Source organism: Achromobacter marplatensis (assembly GCF_049060505.1).
Classification (GTDB): Bacteria; Pseudomonadota; Gammaproteobacteria; order Burkholderiales; family Burkholderiaceae_B; genus Achromobacter; species Achromobacter marplatensis_A.
Map to the genome: position 1 here is coordinate 223,006 of NZ_JBMGRB010000003.1, position 22,381 is coordinate 245,386.

Genomic DNA, 22,381 nt, shown 5'->3' on the forward strand with positions numbered 1-22,381 from the left:
GCAAGGACGCTGGCGTTCAGCGCGCGTAACCCATCGAGCAGATGGGTGCGTTGTAGGTGAAGCCGCTAAGATCTCGCCGTTGCTTGATGGGTTACGCGCGTTGGAGACCAGCGTCCTTGCATTGGAACTCTCGCGCTCCACCCATCCTACGTATGCGTTCGTGGCAGCAGCGCACGAATGCCTCCACCTCGCGACATCGAGCGCGAATACCTCAGCCTCCCAACATCAAGCGCGATGCGCCCTTGCCGTTCGGCATTCGCGCCCCCACATGCTTCGCTATTTGCCGTCGGCCTTGACGGGCGCTAGCGTGCTCGTGCTTCTGACCAGCCCCATCTGCACCGCGATATAGGCCGCTTCGGCCTGGTTGCGGGCGTTCAGCTTCCAGTACAGCGTGCGCGCGTGGCTCTTCACCGTGGCGACCGAGATGCCGACCTGCTGGCCGATCTCGCGCATCGTCTTGCCTTGCACCAGCAGCTGCAGTATTTCTTCCTGCCGCTGCGTCAGTTCGCGCAATTCCTGCACCGGCGCGTGCGAGACGCTCTGGGGCCGGCCGGCCGGTTGGGGATAGCACTCGCCGCCCGCCATCACCAGGCTCACTGCCGCCGCCAGCGCGTCGGGATTGGACGCCTTGGGCAGATATCCCGCGACGCCGCTGCGCGCGCACACGCCCATGACGGACGTGTCCAGCACGGAATACAGCACCAATACCAGGCGCGGCATGAAGAAAGCCATCGACTGTGAGATAAGCCCGATGTCCTGCTCGGCCATGCCGCTGCAACCGACCACCAGCAATTCCACGGGACGGTTGATCGAACTGGACATGTTGAGTAGGTGGGCTGGCGAAATAGCCAGGATGTCGTCGGCGTTCCGGACACGTTCCAGCACATGCTGAATTGCGACGCGAAGCAGAGCGTAGTCTTCGATCAGTACGGTTGTCATCCCGGGAGGAACCTTGTGACGCATGGCCCATACACGGTTCCCGCCACACCGACGCACCACGCTGCCAAAGCAGGTTTCGGGTGATGCGCCGGCATGACGGGAATCTCGTCCGCGCTACTGGATCACTATCGCGAGATGGGGTGATTCGCGCTCTTAATCCAGGCTTGCGGACACAACCCATGCTATCAGCGGCTACGTTCGCTGAATCTCGTTCAGGAGGATGATTGGTGGTGGAAAGGCGTACCGCAAGGCACGCCGGACTCTGCTATGTACGCCTTAGCCAGGATGGCTATACGGACCCCGGCAGCAACGGAACCTGTGCGTTCCAGGCTGCCGGGCAGGCAGCGCAACCTGCAGCTACCCCAGCTTGCGCCCGTAGATCTGCCCGGCGTCCGTCTCCCTGCCATTGGGGTCGTGCCATTCCAAGGTCGCCCCGCGTTGCAACGCTGCGTAGACGGCTTCTCCCTTGTTCTTCACATGCAGGCGCTGGTACAGCGTGCAAGCATGCGTCTTGGCGGTGGCGACAGAAATATTGAGCATCCGGCTGACCGTCTTGATCGGATAGCCCCTGGCCAACAGCACCAGGACTTCGTACTGACGCGGCGTGATCTGAAGCAACTGTGCGCCGGCGCTGACCGGCATCGAGCCCTTTCCAGATGCGTCCTCGCCATCGCGAGACGGCAAGGCGCAGACCGTCGCCGCAGGCGTTTGCAATGCCTGCTCGCTAGGAAAGCACTGTCCGCCAGCCATGACCAGGCGTATCGCGGCTTCCAGGATTTCGACCGAGGCGGTCTTCATCAGGCAACCATATACGCTTGCGCCCGGCAAGCCCTGCACCGGCATGGGCAACGGCATCACGTCCGTCAGAAGCAGAATCCGCTTGGGGGTAAGCACACGCTGTATCTCGTGCAATGCGCTCCATGCCTCGTCGGTATCCACCGGCAACCCGTAGATCAGGAGATCGGCGCCCGCGTGCGCGCCGTCGGCCTTGGATAAATCCGCCAGGCCCATCCCCTCGATTTCCCACACATCGTCCAACTTGCTAAGTATCTGCCACAACCCCAACCGCAGTAGCGGATGGGCTTCAATCAGGACCATCTTGGCCATGGTGTCCTCCCGGTTTTTCGACGGGCCTAGAAGGGATCTTCGCTGTGCTGAAGACTATTTTTTTTCCAACCCCGCGGTGGGTGGTCCGCACTATCCCGGAATATCTAATGAAGCTGGACCGGGGCGTTTGGGCTGGGCAACTTTGGTAGCCAACATAACGGATGGCATGAACCCATCTTATGGTTCGAAACCTTCAAAATCAAGACGTTTCAGGGCGATATAATCCGACAAAAACAGAAATCATTCGTTAGCCTTAATCACTATCGTAAATAGGGATGAGATGATCTTCTCCCTCTTTTTGACGCTAGGGTTTTCACCAGCCTTCCAAGCCTGCCAAAGGCATTCCCCGTCACGCGCCCTTCACGGAGGCGCAATAGGGACGGGGCATCAGCGCGGGCGGCACAAAAAATGCCGCGATGGGGCGCACCCCCCTGTCGCAGCACGGAAGACCGGTTTTGGATGGAAAGGCTGTCGATATGTTTCCACGGACACATCGCGCCCGTGCAAGCATCTTTCAATCGAAATATAGGTAACATTTTTATTTTTGTGCCGGATGCGACATTTACTCCATATAGGCGAAGTCAAATACCGTAAGCCCGCCTTGATGATGCCAATGGTGCATTGAAGCATGGCGCTTCCGCAAAAAGCTTGCATAGTGGATTTCGCCATCGGTTTCCACATAGCTCGTCGGAGACAGTTCCTCGATGCGGTTCAGGGAAACGCCCTTCCCGTAGTGGCAGAAGCCCTGGTACTGCGCGCAGCGGATGACGTCTCCGCCAGGCGCCACAACGATTCCAGCGTTTCGGGCCCGCATCGGGTTCCGCACGATCGGGTTGCACGCGTGCGGTGTCCAGACCGTGGAACGCGGTGAATCCGAGAAGAACGCGAACAACTCGTCGCAATGGCTTTGTCCATCAGTTCGGTCAATATTCGTTAATAGCCACCAGTATTTTCCGTGTTTAAAAATAATCGTGTCGACGGCGGAAATATTAGTCATCAAGGTGACGTCCAGCTCCCATTTCAGCGGAAATTCAGTGCATCGCCATAGCTCGATACTGCGATTTCCGCACGTTTCCGGGACCATGTACGTCACGCCATCGTGTTCGAATATGTAGGGAAAAGATAGGTGATAAGGCAGGTTCAGCGCCGTGCCAAGCAGCCGGAAAGCCCCGTCAGAGTAGGTCGCGACCGAAATCGTGCCTTTCCTCGAAGTGAAGTCGTAATCTTCAAAAAATATATAAGGTTTTTTATCGTGGGTATATACGAAAGGGTCCGCGAAAAATCGCCCCTTCGGAGGTTGCAGCACCATCGCGTCCGATACCACAACCTGTTGCCGGGCCGATGGGAACATACCTATCCGCCATCGAACATTGCGCTTCATGATGCGCTGCACAATTAAATCAGACATTAACCATGCCTGGCGCGCAATATAAGCAGCGCTGTCCCACTCCTTCGGATCCGGCCGGCGCGGCCCGCTCATGATCTGCATTTGAGGCGTTGCCAACGCTTGCCTGGCGTGGGCCAGCGCCTGCAAGGCGTCGTACACCATGAAATTTCCCAGGCTGAAGGCGCGCGCCTGATTCTTCAACCAGAACACTTCCGTGTTGAAACTGCGCTGGTCCAGGAGTTCGTCCTGGTCCGCGTCCGGACCGACGCGCCAGAGTTTCACCGTGGTGTGATCCTCGCGCTGATAAACCTCCCAAAACCCGGCATATCGGCTGGTCGACACCGCGATATCCGAATAGCTCAATTGCCAAACGCCCAGGCGCGCCCACCCCATCATTTGCGCCCGCGTCGCCAGCGACGCACCCAGCGTGATCACCAGGTCCAGGCCTAGCGCGGCGACTGCATCGTCGCCTTGCACGGCCTCTTCGGGCACCAACGGCATCACCGGCACGCCAGGCGGCATGCTCTGCCGCATGTCGCGGCAGTTCGCCAGCATCTGGCGCTGTTTGACCGGCAGCAGCCGGGCCTCCAGGCGTGACAGCGTGCCGAACAGGGCCTTCACCCCGAAGCGCGGAGTTCGGGCAGCGCCTTCGGGCGATATCACCAGCAGAGCGGACATGTCGAAATCCTGACTATGGATCAGCCACTCCGCCATCTCATGCATCCAGCCGGGTTGCTCATACCCATCAACCAGCAGTCCCACTCGGTAGGTCTTCATTTGTCCTGCTCCTGTGTCAGGGCGCGCGGGTAACCGCAGCGGTCTCGCCAACGGGCCCGCATCACTTACGGCCGGCGCAATGCGTTCAAGTCCTCGCGCTGATACTGCGGCGTTTTGCACGCCGCTTCCAGACCACATTCATCCTAGGGCTGGCGTCCGAGGGCGAATGGCTAAGGCCACCGCCTTCGGCCGATGCGCGCGTCCTCCGACTGCGCGACCCCTCTCATCCATCTGGTCTAGCTGAGCCGGTGTCTTCATACCTGAATGGCGCAGGTCAACCGGTACAGATGCGCCATCACGGGTAAACCCTATTGGGGATTGCCGAGGCTCGCTTACTGCACTTCCCTACCGCATAATGTTTTTAAACGAACGTTTGAATTCAACCATATGCAAGAAATCAGAACCTCCAACACTCGCGAATCCATCCTGGACACGGCCGAAGCGCTGTTTGCGCAACAAGGCCATGACGGAACATCGATGCGGCAGATCACCGGCGCGGCCGGCGTCAATCTGGCATCGGTGAACTATCACTTCGGCTCCAAAGAGTCCCTCGTTCAAGCGGTGCTGAAACGCCGCCTGGAAGTCCTGAATCGCGAGCGTCTGCGCCTGTTGGACGAACTGGAGTCGCAATCCGGCGGTAAGCCACTGAAGCCCTCTCTGATCGTGGACGCCTTCTTCGGCACCCTGCTGCGTCTGGCCGCCGATCCCGCCCAGGCGGGCAGCACGTTCCTGCCGTTGCTTGAACGAACCATGACCGACCCGTCCGACTTCATCCGCGCGCTGTTCGCCGAGGAATACGCCGACGTGCTTGACCGCTACCGCAATGCCCTGTTCGCCGCGCTGCCCGACGTGCCCAAAGCTGAAATCGTGTGGCGCTTCCAATTCATGCTCGGCGCCACGTCCTACGCCATCATCGGCACCGACCTGCTGCGTTCCGTCACGGGATGGACCCTGGACGAAGCCGAGCAACCCGATAACCCCGACCTGCTGCTGCCCCGGCTGATGAGCTTCCTGCTGGGCGGCTTGCGCGCACCGCTACCTCCCGTGGCCGGCACGTAGCCGCCCCGACCGCGTACCGGCCGCTAGAACAGAACACATACGGAGACAACGAAATGACCGCAGTCCTCATCGCGCTGGCCGCCATCGCGCTTCTTGCCGCCGTTTTGCTGGGCGTGCGCCCCCTGCGGCGCGCGCTGCTGTCGGCGCCGATCTTCAACCTGTACCGCAAGGTCCTGCCGCAGATGTCGGACACCGAGCGCGATGCGCTGGAAGCCGGCACGGTATGGTGGGAAGGCGAACTGTTCCGCGGCCGGCCCGATTGGAGCCGCCTGCTGGCCTATCCGCGCCCGCGCCTGACCGACGATGAACAACACTTCCTGGACAACCAGGCGGAAACGGCCTGCCGCATGGTCAATGACTGGAGCGTCACCCAGGAACGCTACGATCTGCCCGCCGATGTCTGGAATTACCTGAAGTCCCAGGGTTTCCTGGGCATGATCATCCCCAAGGAATATGGCGGCCTGGCCTTCTCGGCCTATGCGCATTCCGAAATCGTCACCAAGCTGTCCACGCGCTCGTCCGCATTGGCGGTGTCGGTCATGGTGCCCAATTCGCTCGGCCCCGCCGAATTGCTGCTGCACTACGGCACCGACGAACAGAAGAACCACTACCTGCCCCGCCTTGCCCGTGGCGAAGACGTGCCCGCTTTCGCGCTGACCAGCCCCTGGGCCGGATCCGACGCCGCGGCCATTCCCGACAGCGGCATCGTCTGCAAAGGCGAATGGCAGGGCCGCGAAGTGATCGGCATGCGCGTCACCTGGGACAAGCGCTACATCACGCTGGCGCCCGTCTGCACCTTGCTGGGTCTGGCGTTCCGCCTGTATGACCCCGACGGCCTGCTGGGCGGCAAGCGCGACCTTGGCATCACGTGCGCGCTGGTGCCGCACGACCACCCCGGCGTCGACACCGGCCGCCGCCACTTCCCGCTGAATGCGATGTTCATGAACGGGCCCACCCGCGGCACCGACGTCTTCATGCCGTTGGACTTCATCATCGGCGGCCCCGCCATGGCGGGCCAAGGCTGGCGCATGCTGATGGAATGCCTGGCCGCGGGCCGTTCGATTTCGCTGCCCTCGTCCAACACCGGCATGTCCAAGCTGACGGCCCGCGCCGTGGGCGGCTATGCGCGCGTGCGCAGCCAGTTCCGCACACCGGTCGGCAAGTTCGAAGGCGTCGAAGAAGCGCTGGCGCGCATTGGCGGCCATACCTACATGATGGATGCGGCGCGCAGCATGACGGCGGGCGCCGTGGATTTGGGCGAAAAACCTTCGGTCGTGTCGGCCATCGTCAAATACCACGTGACCGAACGCGCCCGCCAGGTCGTCAACGACGGCATGGACGTGATCGGCGGCAAGGGCATCTGCCTGGGCCCCAGCAACTTCCTGGGCCGGGCGTACCAGCAGATTCCAATCGGCATCACCGTGGAAGGCGCCAACATCCTGACGCGCAGCTTGATCATCTTCGGTCAGGGCGCGATCCGCTGCCACCCGTATGTGCTGGCCGAAATGCAGGCCGCCCAATCGCCGGACGGCAAGCAGGGCCTGATCGACTTCGATCGGGCGTTCTGGGGCCATGTCGGCTTTGTCGCCCGCAACAAATTACGCGCGCTGGGCACCGCGCTGACGGGCGCCCGCTACGTCGGCGTGAACGCCGATGTCGCGCCGGACATGTTGCGCTACTACCAGCTGCTTAGCCGCTACTCCGCCGCCTTCGCCTTGCTGGCAGACACCTCGATGCTGGTGCTGGGCGGTAGCCTGAAGCGCCGCGAACGCCTGTCGGCAAGGCTGGGCGACGTGCTGTCGCAGATGTACCTGGTCAGCGCGACGCTCAAGCGCTTCGAAGACGAAGGCCGCCAGGCCGCCGATGCGCCGCTTGCGCATTGGTCCATCCAGGACGCGCTGTTCAAGCTGCAGGAAGCGATCGACGGCGTGCTGGCCAACTATCCCAACCGCTTCGTCGCCTGGAGCCTGGCGCGCATCATCTTCCCGTGGGGCCGGACGCAATCGCTGCCCTCCGACCAATTGGGCCAGGACGTTGCGCGGCTGCTGATCAATCCCGGCGCCACGCGCGACCGGCTGACCGCGGGCTGCCACCTGCCCGCCACCGCCGACGAACCGGTAGGCGCCATCGAACAGGCCCTGGCCGCCACGCTGGAGGCCGAACCCATCGAGGCCAAGATCCGCGAACTGGAAAAGCGCGGCGCGCTGGAAGGCAACCCGCAAGCCAACGTCCGCGACATCGCCGACGCCGCATACGCCGCCGGCGGCATCACCGCGGAAGAATATGCCGTGGTGAAACGCCGCAACAGCTTGCGCGATACCGTCGTGAAAGTGGATGATTTCCCCTTCGACCTCGGCGCATCCGACGCGGCCAGGCCCGCCGCCGAACGCAAGGTCGCCTAAGAGGAGGGAACCGATGGCATTCAAACCGGTTTACGTCGTCGACGGCGCCCGCACGCCCTTCCTGAAAGCGCGCACCGGGCCCGGCCCCTTCTCGGCGGGTGACCTTGCCGTGCAGGCCGGCCGCGGCCTGCTGCTGCGCCAGCCCTTCGCGCCCACCGACCTGGACGAAGTCATCGTGGGCTGCGCCGCGCCCTCTCCCGATGAAGTGAACATCGGCCGCGTCATCGCGCTGCGCCTGGGCTGCGGCAACAAGGTGCCCGGCTGGACGGTGATGCGCAACTGCGCGTCAGGCATGCAGGCACTGGACTCGGCCATCGCCAACATCCAGTGCGGCCGCTCGGCGCTGGTGCTGGCGGGCGGCACGGACGCCCTTTCGCGCGCCCCGCTGTTGTTCTCGGACGACATGGTGCGCTGGCTTGCAGGTTGGTACGCGGCCCGCGGCATCGGCGCCAAACTGGCCGCCCTGCGCCGCTTCAGGCTGAAGCAACTTGCGCCGGTCATCGGTCTGTTGAAAGGCCTGACAGACCCGGTCGTAGGCCTGTCGATGGGCCAGACCGCCGAAAACGTCGCCACCCGGTTCGGTATCGACCGCGCGGCCATGGACGCCTATTCGGCGGGCAGCCACCAGCGCGCCTTGGCGGCCCGCGCCGCCGGCGCCATGACCGAGATCACGCCGTTGATCGATACGCAGGGCAAGCTGTATCCCGACGACGACGGCGTGCGCGAAGATTCCACGCCAGAGAAACTGGCCAGGCTCAGGCCCGTGTTCGACAAACCCTGGGGCAACATCACCGCCGGCAACAGCTCTCAGGTGACCGACGGCGCCGCCATGCTGGTGCTGGCGTCGGAAGAAGCCGTCGCCCAATGGAACCTGCGCCCGCTAGGCCGCATCGTCGACAGCCAGTGGGCGGGGCTGGATCCGGCCCAGATGGGCCTGGGGCCTGTGCATGCGGCCACGCCGATCCTGCAACGCCACGGCCTGGGCTTGAATGACCTGGATTTGTGGGAGATCAACGAGGCCTTCGCCGCCCAAGTGCTAGGCTGCCTGGCCGCCTGGCGTGACGATGCCTATTGCCAAGCGCACTTCGGTACGCCAGCATGGGGGTCGCTTGACCCCGGCAAACTCAACGTGGATGGCGGCGCCATCGCGATCGGGCATCCGGTGGGCGCCTCCGGCGCCCGCATCGTGCTCCATCTGCTTGACGCCCTGAAGCGCCGCGGCGCCAAACGCGGCATGGCGGCCATCTGCATCGGCGGCGGTCAAGGCGGCGCAATGCTGGTTGAAACCCTGGACGAGGACCGCGCATGACGACACTGGACTCGCTATCCCACTGGCGCCTGGAGCGCGATGCCGATGACGTCGCCTGGCTGACGTTCGATCGCGCGGGCAGCGCCGTGAACGCGCTGTCGGCGGACACCATGGCCGAGTTTGCCGTGGTGCTGGACGCGCTGGATGCCGCGCCCCCCAAGGGTCTGATCATCCAGTCCGGCAAGGCCACGGGCTTTATCGTGGGCGCCGACGTCAATGAATTCGCCAGCCTGGACACGCCTGAACAAGGGCGCGCGCTGGTGGCGCGCGGATGGAACTTGTTCAACCGCCTGGCCGCCGTGCGCTATCCCACGCTGGCCCTGATCCAGGGCCATTGCCTGGGCGGCGGGCTGGAACTGGCGCTGGCCTGCCGCTACCGGCTGGTCGCCGACGAACCTGGCACGTCGCTGGCGCTGCCCGAAGTCATGCTGGGCATCTTCCCTGGCTGGGGCGGGATGCTGCGCTTGCCGCAGGTGATCGGCGCGCCGGCCGCGCTGGACATGATGCTGACCGGCCGCAGCGCGGATGCCCGCCGGGCCGCCGCGCTGGGCCTGGCCGACGCCCGCGTGCCGATCCGCCTGCTGCGGGCCGCCGCCCGCCAGACGGTGCTGTCGAACAAGCCTGCGCGCCGCGCCCGCGGCCTGGGTGGGTGGGCCAACCGCTGGCCGCTGAAGTCCGTAGTCGCCAATCGGGCCCGCAAGCAGATTGCCGCCAAGGATCCGCAGGGCCACTACCCCGCCGCCCCCGCCATCGTGACGTTGTGGGAAAAGCACGGCGGCAACGCCCTGCAGGCGCCGGGCCTGATCGACGGCATCATTGCATCGGACACCGCGCGCAATCTTCTGCGCGTGTTCCGACTGCAGGAACGCCTGAAGGCCAACGGCAAGCAGACCGGCGTCACGCCCGCCCGCCATGTCCACGTCGTGGGCGCGGGCGTCATGGGCGGCGACATCGCGGCCTGGTGCGCGCTCAAGGGCATGACCGTTACTTTGCAAGACCAGGACATGGCCCGCATCGCCCCCGCGATCCAGCGCGCCGCGGCGCTCTACTCGCGCCGCTTGAAAGACCCGCGGCTGGCGCGGGCGGCGTTCGACCGCTTGATTCCCGACCCGGCAGGCGGCGGCGTGCCGCTGGCCGACGTCGTCATCGAAGCCATCAGCGAACAGCCGGAAGCCAAGCGCGCGCTGTACCGCTCGCTGGAACCCCGCATGAAGCCGGGCGCGCTGCTGGCCACCAACACCTCCAGCCTGTCGCTTGAGACCCTGCGCGCCGGCTTGGCGAACCCCGAGCGGCTGATCGGCATCCACTTCTTCAACCCCGTCGCCAAGATGCCGCTCGTGGAAGTCGTGCATGCCGACGGCGACGCCGGCGACGCCCTGGCGCGGGCCTGCGCCTTCGTCGGCCAGATCGACAAGCTGGCGTTACCCGTCAAGAGCGCGCCCGGCTTCCTGGTCAACGCCGTGCTGGCGCCCTACATGTTGCAAGCGATGCGCAGCGTGGACGACGGCGCCGCGCCTGAAACGGTCGATGCCGCCATGGTGGCGTTCGGCATGCCGATGGGGCCGCTGGAACTTGCCGACACCGTGGGCCTGGACATCGCGCGCGCCGCGGGCGAAGAACTGGCCGGCGGGGCCGAGCCCCCGCGCTGCCTGGCCGAACGGCTGGCGCGCGGCGATCTCGGCAAGAAAAGCGGCAAAGGCTTCTACACCTGGCGCGACGGCAAGCCCGTTAAGCAAACCGGAGCCGCCCCCGCCGCCGCCCCGGCGGACCTGGCGCAACGCCTGATCCAGCCGCTTGTGGACGCTACCCGGCAGCGCGTGGAGGCCGGCGTCGTCGCCGATGCCGACCTGGCCGACGCCGGCGTGATTTTCGGAACCGGATTCGCCCCCTTCACGGGCGGACCGTTGCATTACCAACGCAGCACCCCTTGGCACAGCAGTAAAACGGCTCACGCCGATTAGACCGGATCGACAAGAAAACCGGCAGTGGAATAGAGACATACATCCAACTCGAGGAGGCAGTACCATGCGCAGACGTTCATTGTCCCTGAGCACCTTGTCGGCCCTAGTGGTCGGCCTGGGCGCATCCGCAACGTCCTATGCCGCCGGTTTTCAGCTCTTGGAGCAGAACGCCAGCGGCTTGGGCAACGCGTACGCAGGCTCGGCGGCAAATCCGGAAAACGCCAGCATCATCTACTACAACCCGGCAGGCATGACGTATCTGCCTGGCATCAACTTTTCGGGCGGGGTCAACTTGATCAAGCCTTCGTTCAAATTTTCGGACAATGGCAACAGCCGCAATCCCAGCGTGCCAGGCATTCCCGGATCAGGCTTGAACGGGTCGGTGCCCACCGGCGGCAATGGCGGCGACGCCGGCAACCTGGGAATCGTCCCCAACCTGTACGCCTCCTGGCAACTGAACGAGCAGTGGTACATCGGCCTGGGCGTCGGCGCCCCGTTCGGGCTGATGACCGAATACGACGACGGATGGGTCGGCCAATATCACTCCAACAAGTTCGAAATCAAGACCATCAACGTGAACCCGTCGATTGCCTACAAGGTCAACGACAAGTTCTCGATGGGCTTCGGCGTGAACTGGCAGCACATCGACGCCAACTACAAGAAAAAGACCGTCGTGCCGATCGCTGGCCTGCCGGTCGCCACCAATGGCGACGCCGACCTGAACCTGAAGGGCGACGCGTGGGGCTGGAACATCGGCTTCATGCTGCAACCGACGGAAGACACCCGCATCGGCCTGTCGTACCGCTCTAAGATCAAGCACACGGCCAAGGGCGATACCGACATCACCAGCATCGGCCCCAGCAAGCAGTCGGTGTCCTTCGACGCCAAGGCCTCGGTGGACTTGCCCGATACGCTTATCTTGAGCGGCACGCATCAGCTCAATGAACGCTGGGAACTGCTGGGCGATGTGTCGTGGACGGGCTGGAGCAGCATCCCCGAACTGAAGATCCGCAACTCGGGCGCCGGCGCGCGCGACGACGAACTGCCACTGAATTTCCGCGATACGTGGCGCGTCGCCGTGGGCGCGAACTATAAGTTCGCCCCCGCATGGAAGTGGAAGTTCGGCCTGGCCTACGACCAGTCGCCGGTCCACAATGAAGCCGACCGCCCGACCTCGCTGCCCGACAACGACCGTTACTGGTTCTCGACGGGCGTGCAGTGGCAAGCCACCAAGAGCACCACGCTGGATCTGGGCTACACCTATCTGTACCTGCGCAAGACGGACATTGACACGACGTCCGGCAGCCAGCTATCCAAGGGCCGCGTCGCGGGCACCTATGACAGCAGCGGCCACATCTTCGGCCTGCAGCTGTCGTCCCGCTTCTAGCCTTGCACGGGCGGGCCGGCCGCAAGCCGCCCGCCCGCTTTTCCAGGAGAATCCCTTGAGCAAGTTCGTCGTCAAACACGTCGCCGTCCTGGGTGCCGGCGTCATGGGCGCGCAGATCGCCGCCCACCTGGCCAATGCCGGCGTGCCCGTCACACTGTTCGACCTGGCGGCCGCCGAAGGCGACCGCAACGGCATCGTCAACAAGGCCCTGGCCGGCCTGAAAAAGCTGGAGCCCGCGCCGCTGGCCGGCGCGGCGCGCATTGCCCTGATCACCCCCGCGAACTATGACGACCATCTGGACGCGCTGCGCAGCTGCGACCTGGTCATCGAAGCCATCGCCGAACGCATGGACTGGAAGACGGCGCTGTACGAGCGCATCGCCCCGCATGTGTCGCCCGACGCCATCATCGCCTCGAACACGTCCGGCCTGTCGATCGACGCGCTGGCAAACGCACTGCCCGCGAGCCTGCGTGACCGCTTCTGCGGCATCCATTTCTTCAATCCGCCCCGCTACATGCGGCTGGTGGAGATCATCGCCACGTCCCACACGCAGCCGGCCGTGCTGGACCAGCTGGAAACCTGGCTCACGTCCACGTTGGGCAAGGGCGTGGTCCGCGCGCTGGACACGCCCAACTTCGTGGCCAACCGCATCGGCGTGTTCTCCATCCTGGCCGCCATGCACCACACCGCGCGCCTGGGGCTGGGCTTTGACGAAGTCGATGCGCTGACCGGCCCCAAGATCGGCCGTCCCAAGAGCGCCACCTATCGCACGGCCGATGTGGTCGGCCTGGATACGCTGGCCCACGTGGTCGGCACCATGGAAAAGAACTTGCCGGACGACCCCTGGCATCGTTATTTCGCGCTGCCCCAGTGGCTGTCCGCCTTGATCCAGAAGGGCGCGCTGGGCCAGAAGACCGGCGCCGGCGTCTACCGCAAACAGGGCCGCGACATCCTGGTGCTGGACCTGAAGGCGCAAGATTACGTGCCCAGCGCCGGCAAGCTGTCCGACGAGGTCGCCGCGCTGCTGAAGGAACGCAACCCCGCCAAGCGCTTCGCCGCGCTGCGCGCAAGCGAGCACCCCCAGGCGCAATTCCTGTGGAGCCTGTTCCGCGACATCTTCCACTACAGCGCGGTGCAGCTTGAGCATGTAGCCGACAACGCGCGCGACCTGGACCTGGCCATGCGCTGGGGCTTCGGCTGGGGCCAGGGCCCATTCGAAACCTGGCAGGCCGCCGGCTGGCAAGCGATCGCGTCCGCGGTGGCCGAGGACATCGCTGCCGGCCGCGCCATGAGCAACGCCCCGCTGCCCGCCTGGGCGCTGGAACCCGACCGCCAGGGCGTGCACGCGCCGCAAGGTTCGTATTCGGCGCGCACCGGGAAGCTGCATCCACGTTCGGCGCTGCCCGTGTACCGGCGCCAGTTGTTCCCGGAACGCGTGTTCGGCGAAGGGCCGGATGACCGCAGCGTCACCGTATGGGAAAACGAAGGCGTGCGGTTGTGGAACCTGCCCGACGTGGACGCCGGTATCGGCATCCTGTCCGTCACGTCCAAGAACCACACGCTGGGCGGCGAAGTGCTGGAAGGCGTGCTGCAGGCCGTCGCCCGCGCCGAGCGCGAGTTCGACGGCCTGGTGATCTGGCACGAGCCGCCCTTCGCGGTGGGCGCCAACCTGCAACAGGTGGTTGAAGCCTGCGCCGCCGGCCAATTCGACATGCTGGAAGCCATGGTCGAGAAGTTCCAACGCGCCTCCCAGTCGTTCAAGTACGCACAGATTCCCACCGTCGCGGCGGTGCAAGGCATGGCGCTGGGCGGAGGCTGCGAATTCCTGATGCACGCCTCGCATCGCGTCCTGGCGCTGGAAAGCTACATCGGCCTGGTGGAAGCGGGCGTCGGCCTGATTCCGGCGGGCGGCGGCAGCAAGGAATTCGCCGGCCGCGCGGCCGTCCTGGCCGCCAAGACCGCCACGCCGGGCGAAGTCTTCCCCTACCTGCAACCCATCTTCCAGACCATCGCCACGGCACAGGTCGCCAAAAGCGCGCGGGAAGCCATCGACACCGGTTTCGCCCGCGAGCACGACATCGTGCTGTTCCACCCCGACGAGCTGCTGTTCGTGGCCATCGGGCAGGCCCGCGCCGCGGCCCAGGCTGGCTACACGCCCCCGCCCCGCCTGGCGAACATCCCGGTCGCAGGCCGCAACGGCATCGCCAACTTCGAGATGGTGCTGGTCAACATGCGCGAAGGCGGCATGATCAGCGCGCATGACTATCGCGTGGCCCGCAGCGCCGCCGTGGCCCTGTGCGGCGGCGAGGTCGAAACCGGCACGAAGGTGGACGAAGAATGGCTGCTGGCGGTGGAACGCCGAGAATTCGTCGCGCTCCTGCGCACGCCTGAAACCCAGGCCCGCATCCGCCACACGCTGGAAACCGGCAAGCCATTGCGGAATTAGTCCCCCCCGCAGCGCCCGTGGCGCTTCCCCCCAGGGGCGCCGGCTGCGGACCGGCGGAGCCGGATCCGCGCGGCCTCGCTTGTGGCAGATGGTTGTGCTTTGGGAAGCGGGGTTTATGGGTTTCGCTGTTGATTGTCTCGTTGTAGAGATATGAGGAATTGAACATGAGCAAGCAGATTCAGGACGCTTACATCGTCGCCGCCACGCGCTTGCCGGTGGGCAAGCGCAACGGCGCCTACATCACCACTCGTCCCGACGATATGCTGGCCGCCGCGCTGAACGGCGCGTTGGCGCAGGTGCCGGGGCTGGACACGGCCCGCATCGAGGACGTGATCGCCGGCTGCGCCATGCCCGAGGCCGAGCAAGGCATGAACGTGGCCCGCATCGGGCTGTTGCTGGCGGGGCTGCCGCAAAGCGTGGCCGGCGTCACGGTCAATCGCTTCTGCGCGTCGGGCCTGCAAGCCGTGGCGGACGCCGCCGCCCGCATCCGCATGGGCGAGGCCGACATCATGATCGGCGCCGGCACCGAATCCATGAGCGCGATGCCGCAGATCATGGGCAACAAGGTCTCGATGAACCCGGCCATCTTCGCCCACGAAGAGAACATCGGCATGGCCTTCGGCATGGGCTTGACCGGTGAAAAAGTCGCGGAACGCTGGAAGGTCTCGCGCGAGGATCAGGACGCTTTTGCGCTGGCCTCGCACCAGAAAGCCTGCGCCGCCATCGCCGCCGGCCATTTCCGCGCTGAAACCACGCCGTTCGAAGTGGTGTCGCACCTGCCGGATGGCGCCAGCGGCGCCGTCCGCGTGGTTCGCCGCCTGGTCGAGGTGGACGAAGGCCCCCGCCCCGACAGCAGCCCGGAAGCACTGGCGCGCCTGCGTCCCGTGTTCGCCGCGCGCGGCAGCGTCACTGCGGGCAACAGTTCGCAGATGTCGGACGGCGCGGCCGCGGTAGTCCTGGTTTCCGACCGCATCCTGCGCGAATTCAACCTGAGCCCGCTGGCGCGTTTTGTCAGCTTTTCGGTGGCGGGCGTGCCGCCCGAAGTCATGGGCATCGGCCCCATCGCCGCCATCCCCAAGGTACTTCAGCGCGCCGGCATTACGCAGGACGCGCTGGACTGGATCGAATTGAACGAAGCCTTCGCCGCGCAGTCGCTGGCCGTGATCCGCGAACTGAAGCTGGACCCGGCCAAGGTCAACCCCTTGGGCGGCGCCATTGCGCTGGGCCATCCACTGGGCGCAACCGGCGCGATCCGCACGGCCACGATCACGCATGGCCTGCGGCGCACGGGCGGCAAGTACGGGCTGGTCACCATGTGCATCGGCACCGGCATGGGTGCGGCCGGTCTGTTCGAAACGATGTGATGCGGACGCTTTAACCTCAGCCGCCAACACAAAGGCCCGACGAAACGTGAAGCCCTATTGGTTCAAGAGCCTGTCGCCGAAATGGCGCGCGCGCCTGATGCGGGTGGGCTTCAACCTGCACCCGGCGTTCCGCGCCACCGGCGGCCGTGTATTGCACGTGTCGCCGGATTTCCAGCACATCCGCATCAAGCTTCCCTTGCTGCGGCGCACGCGCAACATCGTCGGCTCGATGTACGGCGGATCGCTGTTTGCGGTGACGGACGGCGCGCACCCCACGATGCTGATGTCCGCGCTGGGCGCGGACCACATCGTCTGGGACAAGGCGGCGTCTATCCGCTACCGCAAGCCCGCCTACACGACGCTGTACGTGGATTTCCGGTTGCCCCCGGGGGAGATCGCCGAGATCCGCCGCATCCTCGCGCACGACCACGAGACCACCCGGACCTACACGGTGGAATTGAAGGACAAGGACGGCGTCGTCTATGCCGTCGTGGAACGCACGATCTATATCGCCGACAAAAAGTTCTACAAGCGAAAGAACACAGGAGGAGACCCATGCATCCCATCTCTGGAAGGCGATCCGCCGCCCTGAGTTTCATGCTTGCCGCCAGCTTGGCTGGCGCGCCCGCCTTTGCCGCCGACATGGAGGTCGCGGGCGTGCGCGTGCCGCAACAGCTGTCTGAAGGCGCGCGCGCACTCGTGCTCAACGGCGCGGGCGTGCGCACCAAGTTCGTCGTGAAGGTCTACGTCGCCGCGCTGTACACCGTTGCCAAGAGCAGTGATGCCCAGGCGTTGATCCACAGCGCCGAGCCGCGCCGCATCCGGCTGCAGTTGCTGCGCGACGTAGACAGCAAAAGCCTGGATGACGCGTTGCAGGAGGGACTGCGCGACAATACGCCCAAGCAGGAGCTTGCCGCGCTGAAAGAGCCGGCGGACCGCTTGTCCCGCCTGATGGCCGACATCGGCACGGCCAAGACGGGCGACGTGGTCGATCTGGACTTCGACGCCCGCGGCGTCACGCTCATCGCCAACGGCAAGCAGCGGGGCAGGCTCGACAACCCCGACTTCGCGCGCGCGTTGTTGCGCGTCTGGCTGGGCGACAATCCCGCGCAGGCCTCCCTGAAGAAAGCCCTCTTGGGCAATTAGGCGGAATCCCACGACGATGGAACGAATCTGGCACAAGAGCTACCCCTCTGGCGTACCCGCAGAGATTGAAATGGACGGCGTGACGACGCTGGTCTCGGTCGTGCGGGACAGTTGCCGCCGCTATGCGGACAAAACCGCGTACCTCAGCATGGGCAAGTCGATCCGCTACGCCGAGCTGGACGCGCTGACCCGCGACTTCGCCGCATGGCTGCACGCCAACGGCCTGGGCAAAGGCGACCGTGTCGCGCTGATGATGCCCAATCTGCTGCAATATCCGGTCTGCCTGTTCGGCGCGTTGCGCGCGGGCTGCATCGTCGTCAACTGCAATCCGCTCTATACCGCGCACGAACTCGAACACCAGTTGGCGGACTCGGGCGCGCGCGCCATCGTGGTCGCGGACAACTTCGCGGCGACCTTGCAGAAAGCCCTGCCCCAGACCGCGATCGAACGCGTGCTGGTGACCTCCATCGGCGAAATGCTGGGCCCCCTCAAGGGCCGGCTGGTGGACTTCGTGATCCGCCGCGTCAAGCGTATGGTGCCGGCCTGGTCGCTGCCGGGCGCCGTCCGTCTGGGCGAGGCCTTGCGGGCTGGCCGCAACACGCCTTTCACGGAGGTGCCGCTGGACCAGCGCGACCTGGCCTGCCTGCAGTACACGGGCGGCACGACAGGCGTGGCCAAGGCCGCAATGCTGACGCACGGCAACCTGGTTGCTAACCTGAACCAGGCCCACGCCTGGATCAAACCGCTGGTGAAAGACGGCGAAGAGTGCATCGTGACGGCCCTGCCGCTCTACCATATCTTCGCGTTGACGGCGAACTGCCTGACCTTCATGAAGATCGGCGCCAGCAACCTGCTGATCATCAATCCTCGCGATATCCCCGGCCTGATCAAAGAAATGGGCAAGGTGCCGTTTTCCGCCTTCACCGGGGTCAATACGCTATTCAACGCGCTGCTTAACCATCCGGATTTCGCCAAGCTGGACTTCTCGCGCCTGCGCCTGACGATGGGCGGCGGCATGGCGGTGCAACGCGCGGTAGCCGACCGCTGGCGCGCCGTCACGGGGAAATCGCTGGCGCAGGCCTACGGCCTGACCGAGACCTCGCCTGCCGTCACCGTCAATCCGTTGGACGTCAAGGTCTTCACCGGCTCGATCGGCCTGCCGGTGCCGTCCACCGAGATATCTATCCGCAACGATGACGGAGAAGAACAAGGCATCGGCGTAAGCGGCGAGATCTGCGTGCGCGGCCCCCAGGTCACGCAAGGCTATTGGAACCGGCCCGATGAGACGGCGCTGGTGATGTACCCGGACGGCTTTCTGCGCACGGGCGACATCGGCTACGTCGATGAAGACGGCTACGTGTTCCTGATCGACCGCAAGAAAGACATGATTCTGGTGTCCGGATTCAACGTGTACCCCAACGAGGTCGAAGACGCGGCCGCGCTGCATCCCGGCGTGCGCGAAGTCGCCGCCGTCGGCGTGCCGGACGAACGCTCGGGCGAAGCGGTGAAGCTGTACGTGATCCGCAAGGATCCAGGCTTGGACGCGGAAACGCTGATTGCCCATTGCCGCACGCAACTCACGGGCTATAAGGTGCCGCGCTACGTGGAGTTCCGCGACGATCTGCCACGCACCAACGTCGGCAAGATCCTGCGGCGCGAGTTAAAGCCAGAGGCGCAGCAGGCGGCGGCTTCGCCGCAAACCCAAGCCGCCCTCTAGCAGATCCGGCCCGCCGCCCTTACCACTGCCCGAAAAACACACCCGCCCGCTTATGCGCGTTGGTGGCTTTTTCCACGGCCTCGTCGCTGATCGTGGTGCGGCGTTTGCCGCGCAGCATCCAGTCCAGCAGGCGTTCGCGCAGTTCCGCGCGCACGCCTGCATGCGCGCTGCTGGTGCCCAGGTCCTGGAATTCATCCGGGTCGGCGTGCAGATCGAAGAGCTGCTCCGGCTCATCCAGCCAGTGTACGTAGCGCCAGCGGCCGGTCCGAACCGACCAGGCGCGCGCGTTCTGCGGCGTCTTGCCGCGCAGCACGCGCGCTTGGCGAAAGCTGTAGTCCAGCTCGGAAAACACACAATCCCGCCAGGGCGTGGCGGCGTCGCGGCCATGCAGCAGTGTCTGCAATTCGCGGCCTTCCAGCCGATGGCCGGGTCCCGGCGTGCCCAATGCCCGCAGCACGGTCGGCACCACGTCCACGCTCTCGACCATGTCCGTCAGCACGCGGCCGCGCGTGGCGTCGGCCGCGCCCGATGGGTCCATCACGATGAAGGGGACCCGCTGCACGGTGTCGTAGAACAGCTCTTTCTCGCCCAGCCAATGGTCGCCCAGGAAGTCGCCGTGATCCGCCGTGAATACGATCAGCGTGTTCTTCATCAGCCCCGCGCTTTCCATGTAGTCGAACAGCCGGCCCAGGTGGTCGTCCAGCTGCCGGATCAGGCCTTGATAGGCGGGCCGGACCACGCGCACGCATTCGTCCGTGGAAAAGCTGACGCTTTCTTCCTGCTGGCGGTACGCGGCCACGACCGGGTGCGCATCCACCAGCTCTTCGCGATTGCGCCGCACCGGCAGGCATTGATCGGCGGTATAGCGATTGTGGTAGGGCGCTGGCGCCATGTAGGGCCAGTGCGGTTTGACGTAGCTTAGGTGCAGCACCCAGGGCTGGCTGCCGCGCCGCTTCATGAAGTCCAGCGCCTGGTCCGTCATGAACGCGGTCTCGGAATGGGGTTCGGCCACGCGCGACGGCAGATGCACGTTGCGCATGTTCCATCCGCTGACCACTTGGCCGCTGGCATCCACGCCCGCGATCACGTAATCGGTCCACGGGTCTGCGCTGTCGTAGCCGTGGCGGCGCAGGAAGGCGGGATAACCGCTTTCCTTGCCAGGTGTGTGGTGACCGTCGTAGCGGTCCAGCTCCGTGAAGCCGCCGCGGCTCAGCAGCACGCCCAGTTCCGAGGCGCCGTCGATGGCCAGCCGCTCCATGCCGGCCTTATCCGGAATGATGTGGGTCTTGCCCGCCAGCGCCAGCTCGCGCCCCTGCCCCGCCAGGTACTCGCCCAGCGTGATCTCGTTGACCGACAGCGGCACGCGGTTCCAGGTGGCGCCATGGCGCGACGGGTAGCGCCCCGTGTAATAGCTCATGCGCGAAGGGCCGCAGACGCCCGAGTTCACGAAGGCCCGGTCGAAACGCGCGCCGCGCGCGGCCAGCGCATCCAGGCTGGGCGTTTGCAAATAGGGGTGGCCATAGCAGCTTAGATGATCGGCCCGAAGCTGGTCGGCCATGATGAACAGTACATTCTGCACGGGGCTCATTACCGTCTCCGTCATTGCGTGGCCGTGAAGCCAGAGGCCCGCACCACGGGCTCCCACTGTTTGCGATAGGCGGTCAGCGCGGCGGCGGTGCCCGCGGCGTCCATCGAAACCGGCTCCAGGAACGCGCCGCGCACGGCTTCCTGCATGGCGGGTTCGCGCAAAACAGCGGCGATGTCCGCGCCCAACCGGTCGATCTTGGTCTGCGGCATCGACGCCGGCGCGAAAAAGGCGTTCCAGCCGTCCGCCGCCAGGTCCACGCCGCTTTCCTTGAAGGTGGGCACGTCCTTCAAGTCGGCGTCGCGTGTGTCTCCGGAGGTGGCCAGGATGCGGATCTTGCCGGCCCGGTGCTGCGGCAACAGGGTGTCCAGCGTATCGACGCCTTGCGGCAGGATGCCGCCGATCAGTTCAGAGATCAGCGGCGCCGACCCCCGGTATCCGACCACTTCCGGCTCCTGCTTGATCTCGCGGCCCAGCATCAATGCAAAAAAGTGCGGCAAGCTGCCCGTGGCCGGCACGCCCACCGTGAACTGCTTGGGATTCGCGCGCAGCCACTGGCGCAATGCCGCCACGTCCTTGATTGGTGAACTGGCCGGCACCGCCAGGGCGAATTTGTAGCGGCTGGCCAGCGACACGGGCTTGAAGTCCTGCTGGGCGTCGTACCCAGGCTGGGCATAGACCAGCGGCGCCACCACCATGACCGCCGGGTTGGCCAGCATCAGCACGTTCTGGCTGGCAGGGGCCGCGCGCAACCCCTGCGCCGCGATGCGGCCACCGGCGCCGGTCTTGTTCTCGACCACCACCGACACGCCTACCCGGTCCTTTAAGCGGTCCGCCACCAGGCGCGCGATGCGGTCCGAACTGCCGCCCGGCGGATAGCCGACCACGATGGTCAGCGGGCCGTCCAAGGGCGCCTGCTGCGCACAGGCCAGCGAGGCCGCCCCCGTCAACGCCGTCGCCACGAGGGCGCCCGTCATCCATTTACGCATTGTCTTCTCCTGGAGACAGTGGCCCGCTGTCGGTTATGGTTATTCATGCCTGGCCGATACCCGAATGAGTGAATGGACTGTAGCAACGCGGCCGTTGGTTGATCTAATCCAGGACTTTCCATAAAGATATGCGCGCCACGCCATCCCCGCCCCCGTCCGACCCGCCCCATCTGGCGGACATGCTGATGTACCGGCTGTATCAGGCCTGGTCCCAGTCCAACCCGGTCTTTGTGCGGATGTGCGAGGGCCGCTTCGGCATCACGCGCCGCGAATGGCGCATCCTGGCCTGCGCCGTGGAGGGCGGCATCATGAACTCGGCCGAATTGGCGGCGGCGGCCAAGCTGGACCTGGCCCGCACCTCTCGCACCCTTGGGGCGCTGTGCGAAAAGGGCTGGCTGCGCAGGCTTCACGACAGCGCCGACCGCCGGGTCGTCCGCGTGGAAGCCACCCCCGAAGGCATTACCCGCTACCAGGCCCTGCTACCCGAGGTCTCGCGGCTGAACGACCTGCTGGTGCAAGACCTGAGCGATAGCGAAGTCGCGCTGCTGCGCGACTTCCTTGCCCGCATCGAACAGCGCGGGCGCCGCATGGCGGAAGACAACATCGTCACGGAAAAAGCCAGCCGCCGCGACGGCGGCACGCGGCGCGCGCGTTACGCCTGACGCCCCGTTGTCGCGTTGCCCCAACATTCCCGGTAGCCCGGCATGCGCGCCGCGTGGGGCCGCAACCGGCTGATAGTGCGGGGCTTTTTCGCCGGCGCCCGTGCCGGCGGAACCCTTTTGCAGGGCTTTTTTACATCTGGGATC

Annotated in this window: 16 protein-coding genes; 11 read left to right on the top strand and 5 right to left on the bottom strand. The window is 65.2% G+C overall.

All coding sequences use genetic code 11. The features are described from left to right. Positions 1 to 276 precede the first annotated feature (276 nt). The 3 genes from ACI0FO_RS09200 to ACI0FO_RS09210 form a co-directional block, all read right to left on the bottom strand. On the bottom strand, positions 277 to 939 hold the full coding sequence (locus ACI0FO_RS09200; protein WP_416026016.1) for a DNA-binding response regulator: 663 nt from the start codon (positions 937 to 939) through the stop codon (positions 277 to 279). 357 nt (positions 940 to 1,296) lie between these two features. After that, positions 1,297 to 2,046 (bottom strand): response regulator transcription factor, encoded by a 750-nt coding sequence (locus tag ACI0FO_RS09205; protein ID WP_416026017.1) that lies wholly within the window; start codon positions 2,044 to 2,046, stop codon positions 1,297 to 1,299. Between the two features lie 562 nt (positions 2,047 to 2,608). Then, complete coding sequence (locus tag ACI0FO_RS09210) at positions 2,609 to 4,210, bottom strand: glucosamine inositolphosphorylceramide transferase family protein (protein WP_416026019.1); 1,602 nt, start codon at positions 4,208 to 4,210, stop codon at positions 2,609 to 2,611. A gap of 387 nt (positions 4,211 to 4,597) precedes the next feature. Between ACI0FO_RS09210 and ACI0FO_RS09215 the strand changes: the two genes are divergently transcribed. The 10 genes from ACI0FO_RS09215 (at position 4,598) to ACI0FO_RS09260 (ending at position 19,001) form a co-directional block, all read left to right on the top strand. Beyond that, positions 4,598 to 5,269, top strand: a complete 672-nt coding sequence (locus ACI0FO_RS09215) for a TetR/AcrR family transcriptional regulator (RefSeq protein ID WP_416026021.1) — start codon at positions 4,598 to 4,600, stop codon at positions 5,267 to 5,269. 53 nt (positions 5,270 to 5,322) lie between these two features. Next, positions 5,323 to 7,671, top strand: coding sequence for an acyl-CoA dehydrogenase (locus tag ACI0FO_RS09220; protein ID WP_416026022.1), 2,349 nt, complete (start codon positions 5,323 to 5,325; stop codon positions 7,669 to 7,671). Positions 7,672 to 7,684: 13 nt separating this feature from the next. Then, positions 7,685 to 8,980, top strand: a complete 1,296-nt coding sequence (locus ACI0FO_RS09225) for an acetyl-CoA C-acetyltransferase (protein WP_416026024.1) — start codon at positions 7,685 to 7,687, stop codon at positions 8,978 to 8,980. Beyond that, positions 8,977 to 10,941: a 3-hydroxyacyl-CoA dehydrogenase NAD-binding domain-containing protein gene (locus tag ACI0FO_RS09230; protein WP_416026026.1), complete on the top strand. Its 1,965-nt coding sequence runs from the start codon at positions 8,977 to 8,979 to the stop codon at positions 10,939 to 10,941. Before ACI0FO_RS09225 ends, ACI0FO_RS09230 begins: the two co-directional genes overlap by 4 nt. A gap of 64 nt (positions 10,942 to 11,005) precedes the next feature. Continuing rightward, positions 11,006 to 12,328, top strand: coding sequence for an OmpP1/FadL family transporter (locus ACI0FO_RS09235; RefSeq protein ID WP_416026028.1), 1,323 nt, complete (start codon positions 11,006 to 11,008; stop codon positions 12,326 to 12,328). A gap of 55 nt (positions 12,329 to 12,383) precedes the next feature. Beyond that, complete coding sequence (locus ACI0FO_RS09240; protein ID WP_416026029.1) at positions 12,384 to 14,774, top strand: 3-hydroxyacyl-CoA dehydrogenase NAD-binding domain-containing protein; 2,391 nt, start codon at positions 12,384 to 12,386, stop codon at positions 14,772 to 14,774. Positions 14,775 to 14,938: 164 nt separating this feature from the next. Beyond that, a complete protein-coding gene (locus ACI0FO_RS09245; protein ID WP_416026031.1) occupies positions 14,939 to 16,138 on the top strand; it encodes an acetyl-CoA C-acyltransferase in 1,200 nt (399 codons plus the stop codon). A gap of 46 nt (positions 16,139 to 16,184) precedes the next feature. Next, positions 16,185 to 16,730: a DUF4442 domain-containing protein gene (locus ACI0FO_RS09250; protein ID WP_416026032.1), complete on the top strand. Its 546-nt coding sequence runs from the start codon at positions 16,185 to 16,187 to the stop codon at positions 16,728 to 16,730. Further along, positions 16,694 to 17,284, top strand: coding sequence for a chalcone isomerase family protein (locus ACI0FO_RS09255; RefSeq protein ID WP_416026034.1), 591 nt, complete (start codon positions 16,694 to 16,696; stop codon positions 17,282 to 17,284). Before ACI0FO_RS09250 ends, ACI0FO_RS09255 begins: the two co-directional genes overlap by 37 nt. A 16-nt stretch (positions 17,285 to 17,300) precedes the next feature. Continuing rightward, the gene (locus ACI0FO_RS09260; RefSeq protein ID WP_416026036.1) at positions 17,301 to 19,001 is read left to right on the top strand and encodes an AMP-binding protein; all 1,701 of its coding nucleotides are present in this window, start codon (positions 17,301 to 17,303) and stop codon (positions 18,999 to 19,001) included. Positions 19,002 to 19,020: 19 nt separating this feature from the next. On the opposite strand, the gene ACI0FO_RS09265 is transcribed toward ACI0FO_RS09260, so the two are convergent. Then, positions 19,021 to 20,589, bottom strand: coding sequence for a sulfatase-like hydrolase/transferase (locus ACI0FO_RS09265; protein ID WP_416026038.1), 1,569 nt, complete (start codon positions 20,587 to 20,589; stop codon positions 19,021 to 19,023). An 11-nt stretch (positions 20,590 to 20,600) separates the two neighbouring features. Next, complete coding sequence (locus ACI0FO_RS09270) at positions 20,601 to 21,575, bottom strand: Bug family tripartite tricarboxylate transporter substrate binding protein (RefSeq protein ID WP_416026040.1); 975 nt, start codon at positions 21,573 to 21,575, stop codon at positions 20,601 to 20,603. A 128-nt stretch (positions 21,576 to 21,703) separates the two neighbouring features. Here ACI0FO_RS09270 and ACI0FO_RS09275 point away from each other — a divergent pair, with 128 nt between their 5' ends. Then, the gene (locus ACI0FO_RS09275; RefSeq protein ID WP_416026042.1) at positions 21,704 to 22,237 is read left to right on the top strand and encodes a MarR family winged helix-turn-helix transcriptional regulator; all 534 of its coding nucleotides are present in this window, start codon (positions 21,704 to 21,706) and stop codon (positions 22,235 to 22,237) included. Positions 22,238 to 22,381: the final 144 nt, after the last annotated feature.

Coding starts and splice junctions, on each gene's coding strand:
- ACI0FO_RS09200 (WP_416026016.1), bottom strand. CDS start 939: ATGACAACCGTACTGATCGAAGACTACGCTCTGCTTCGCGTCGCAATT.
- ACI0FO_RS09205 (WP_416026017.1), bottom strand. CDS start 2,046: ATGGCCAAGATGGTCCTGATTGAAGCCCATCCGCTACTGCGGTTGGGG.
- ACI0FO_RS09265 (WP_416026038.1), bottom strand. CDS start 20,589: ATGAGCCCCGTGCAGAATGTACTGTTCATCATGGCCGACCAGCTTCGG.
- ACI0FO_RS09255 (WP_416026034.1), top strand. CDS start 16,694: ATGCATCCCATCTCTGGAAGGCGATCCGCCGCCCTGAGTTTCATGCTT.
- ACI0FO_RS09245 (WP_416026031.1), top strand. CDS start 14,939: ATGAGCAAGCAGATTCAGGACGCTTACATCGTCGCCGCCACGCGCTTG.
- ACI0FO_RS09260 (WP_416026036.1), top strand. CDS start 17,301: ATGGAACGAATCTGGCACAAGAGCTACCCCTCTGGCGTACCCGCAGAG.
- ACI0FO_RS09270 (WP_416026040.1), bottom strand. CDS start 21,575: ATGCGTAAATGGATGACGGGCGCCCTCGTGGCGACGGCGTTGACGGGG.
- ACI0FO_RS09235 (WP_416026028.1), top strand. CDS start 11,006: ATGCGCAGACGTTCATTGTCCCTGAGCACCTTGTCGGCCCTAGTGGTC.
- ACI0FO_RS09230 (WP_416026026.1), top strand. CDS start 8,977: ATGACGACACTGGACTCGCTATCCCACTGGCGCCTGGAGCGCGATGCC.
- ACI0FO_RS09215 (WP_416026021.1), top strand. CDS start 4,598: ATGCAAGAAATCAGAACCTCCAACACTCGCGAATCCATCCTGGACACG.
- ACI0FO_RS09225 (WP_416026024.1), top strand. CDS start 7,685: ATGGCATTCAAACCGGTTTACGTCGTCGACGGCGCCCGCACGCCCTTC.
- ACI0FO_RS09275 (WP_416026042.1), top strand. CDS start 21,704: ATGCGCGCCACGCCATCCCCGCCCCCGTCCGACCCGCCCCATCTGGCG.
- ACI0FO_RS09220 (WP_416026022.1), top strand. CDS start 5,323: ATGACCGCAGTCCTCATCGCGCTGGCCGCCATCGCGCTTCTTGCCGCC.
- ACI0FO_RS09210 (WP_416026019.1), bottom strand. CDS start 4,210: ATGAAGACCTACCGAGTGGGACTGCTGGTTGATGGGTATGAGCAACCC.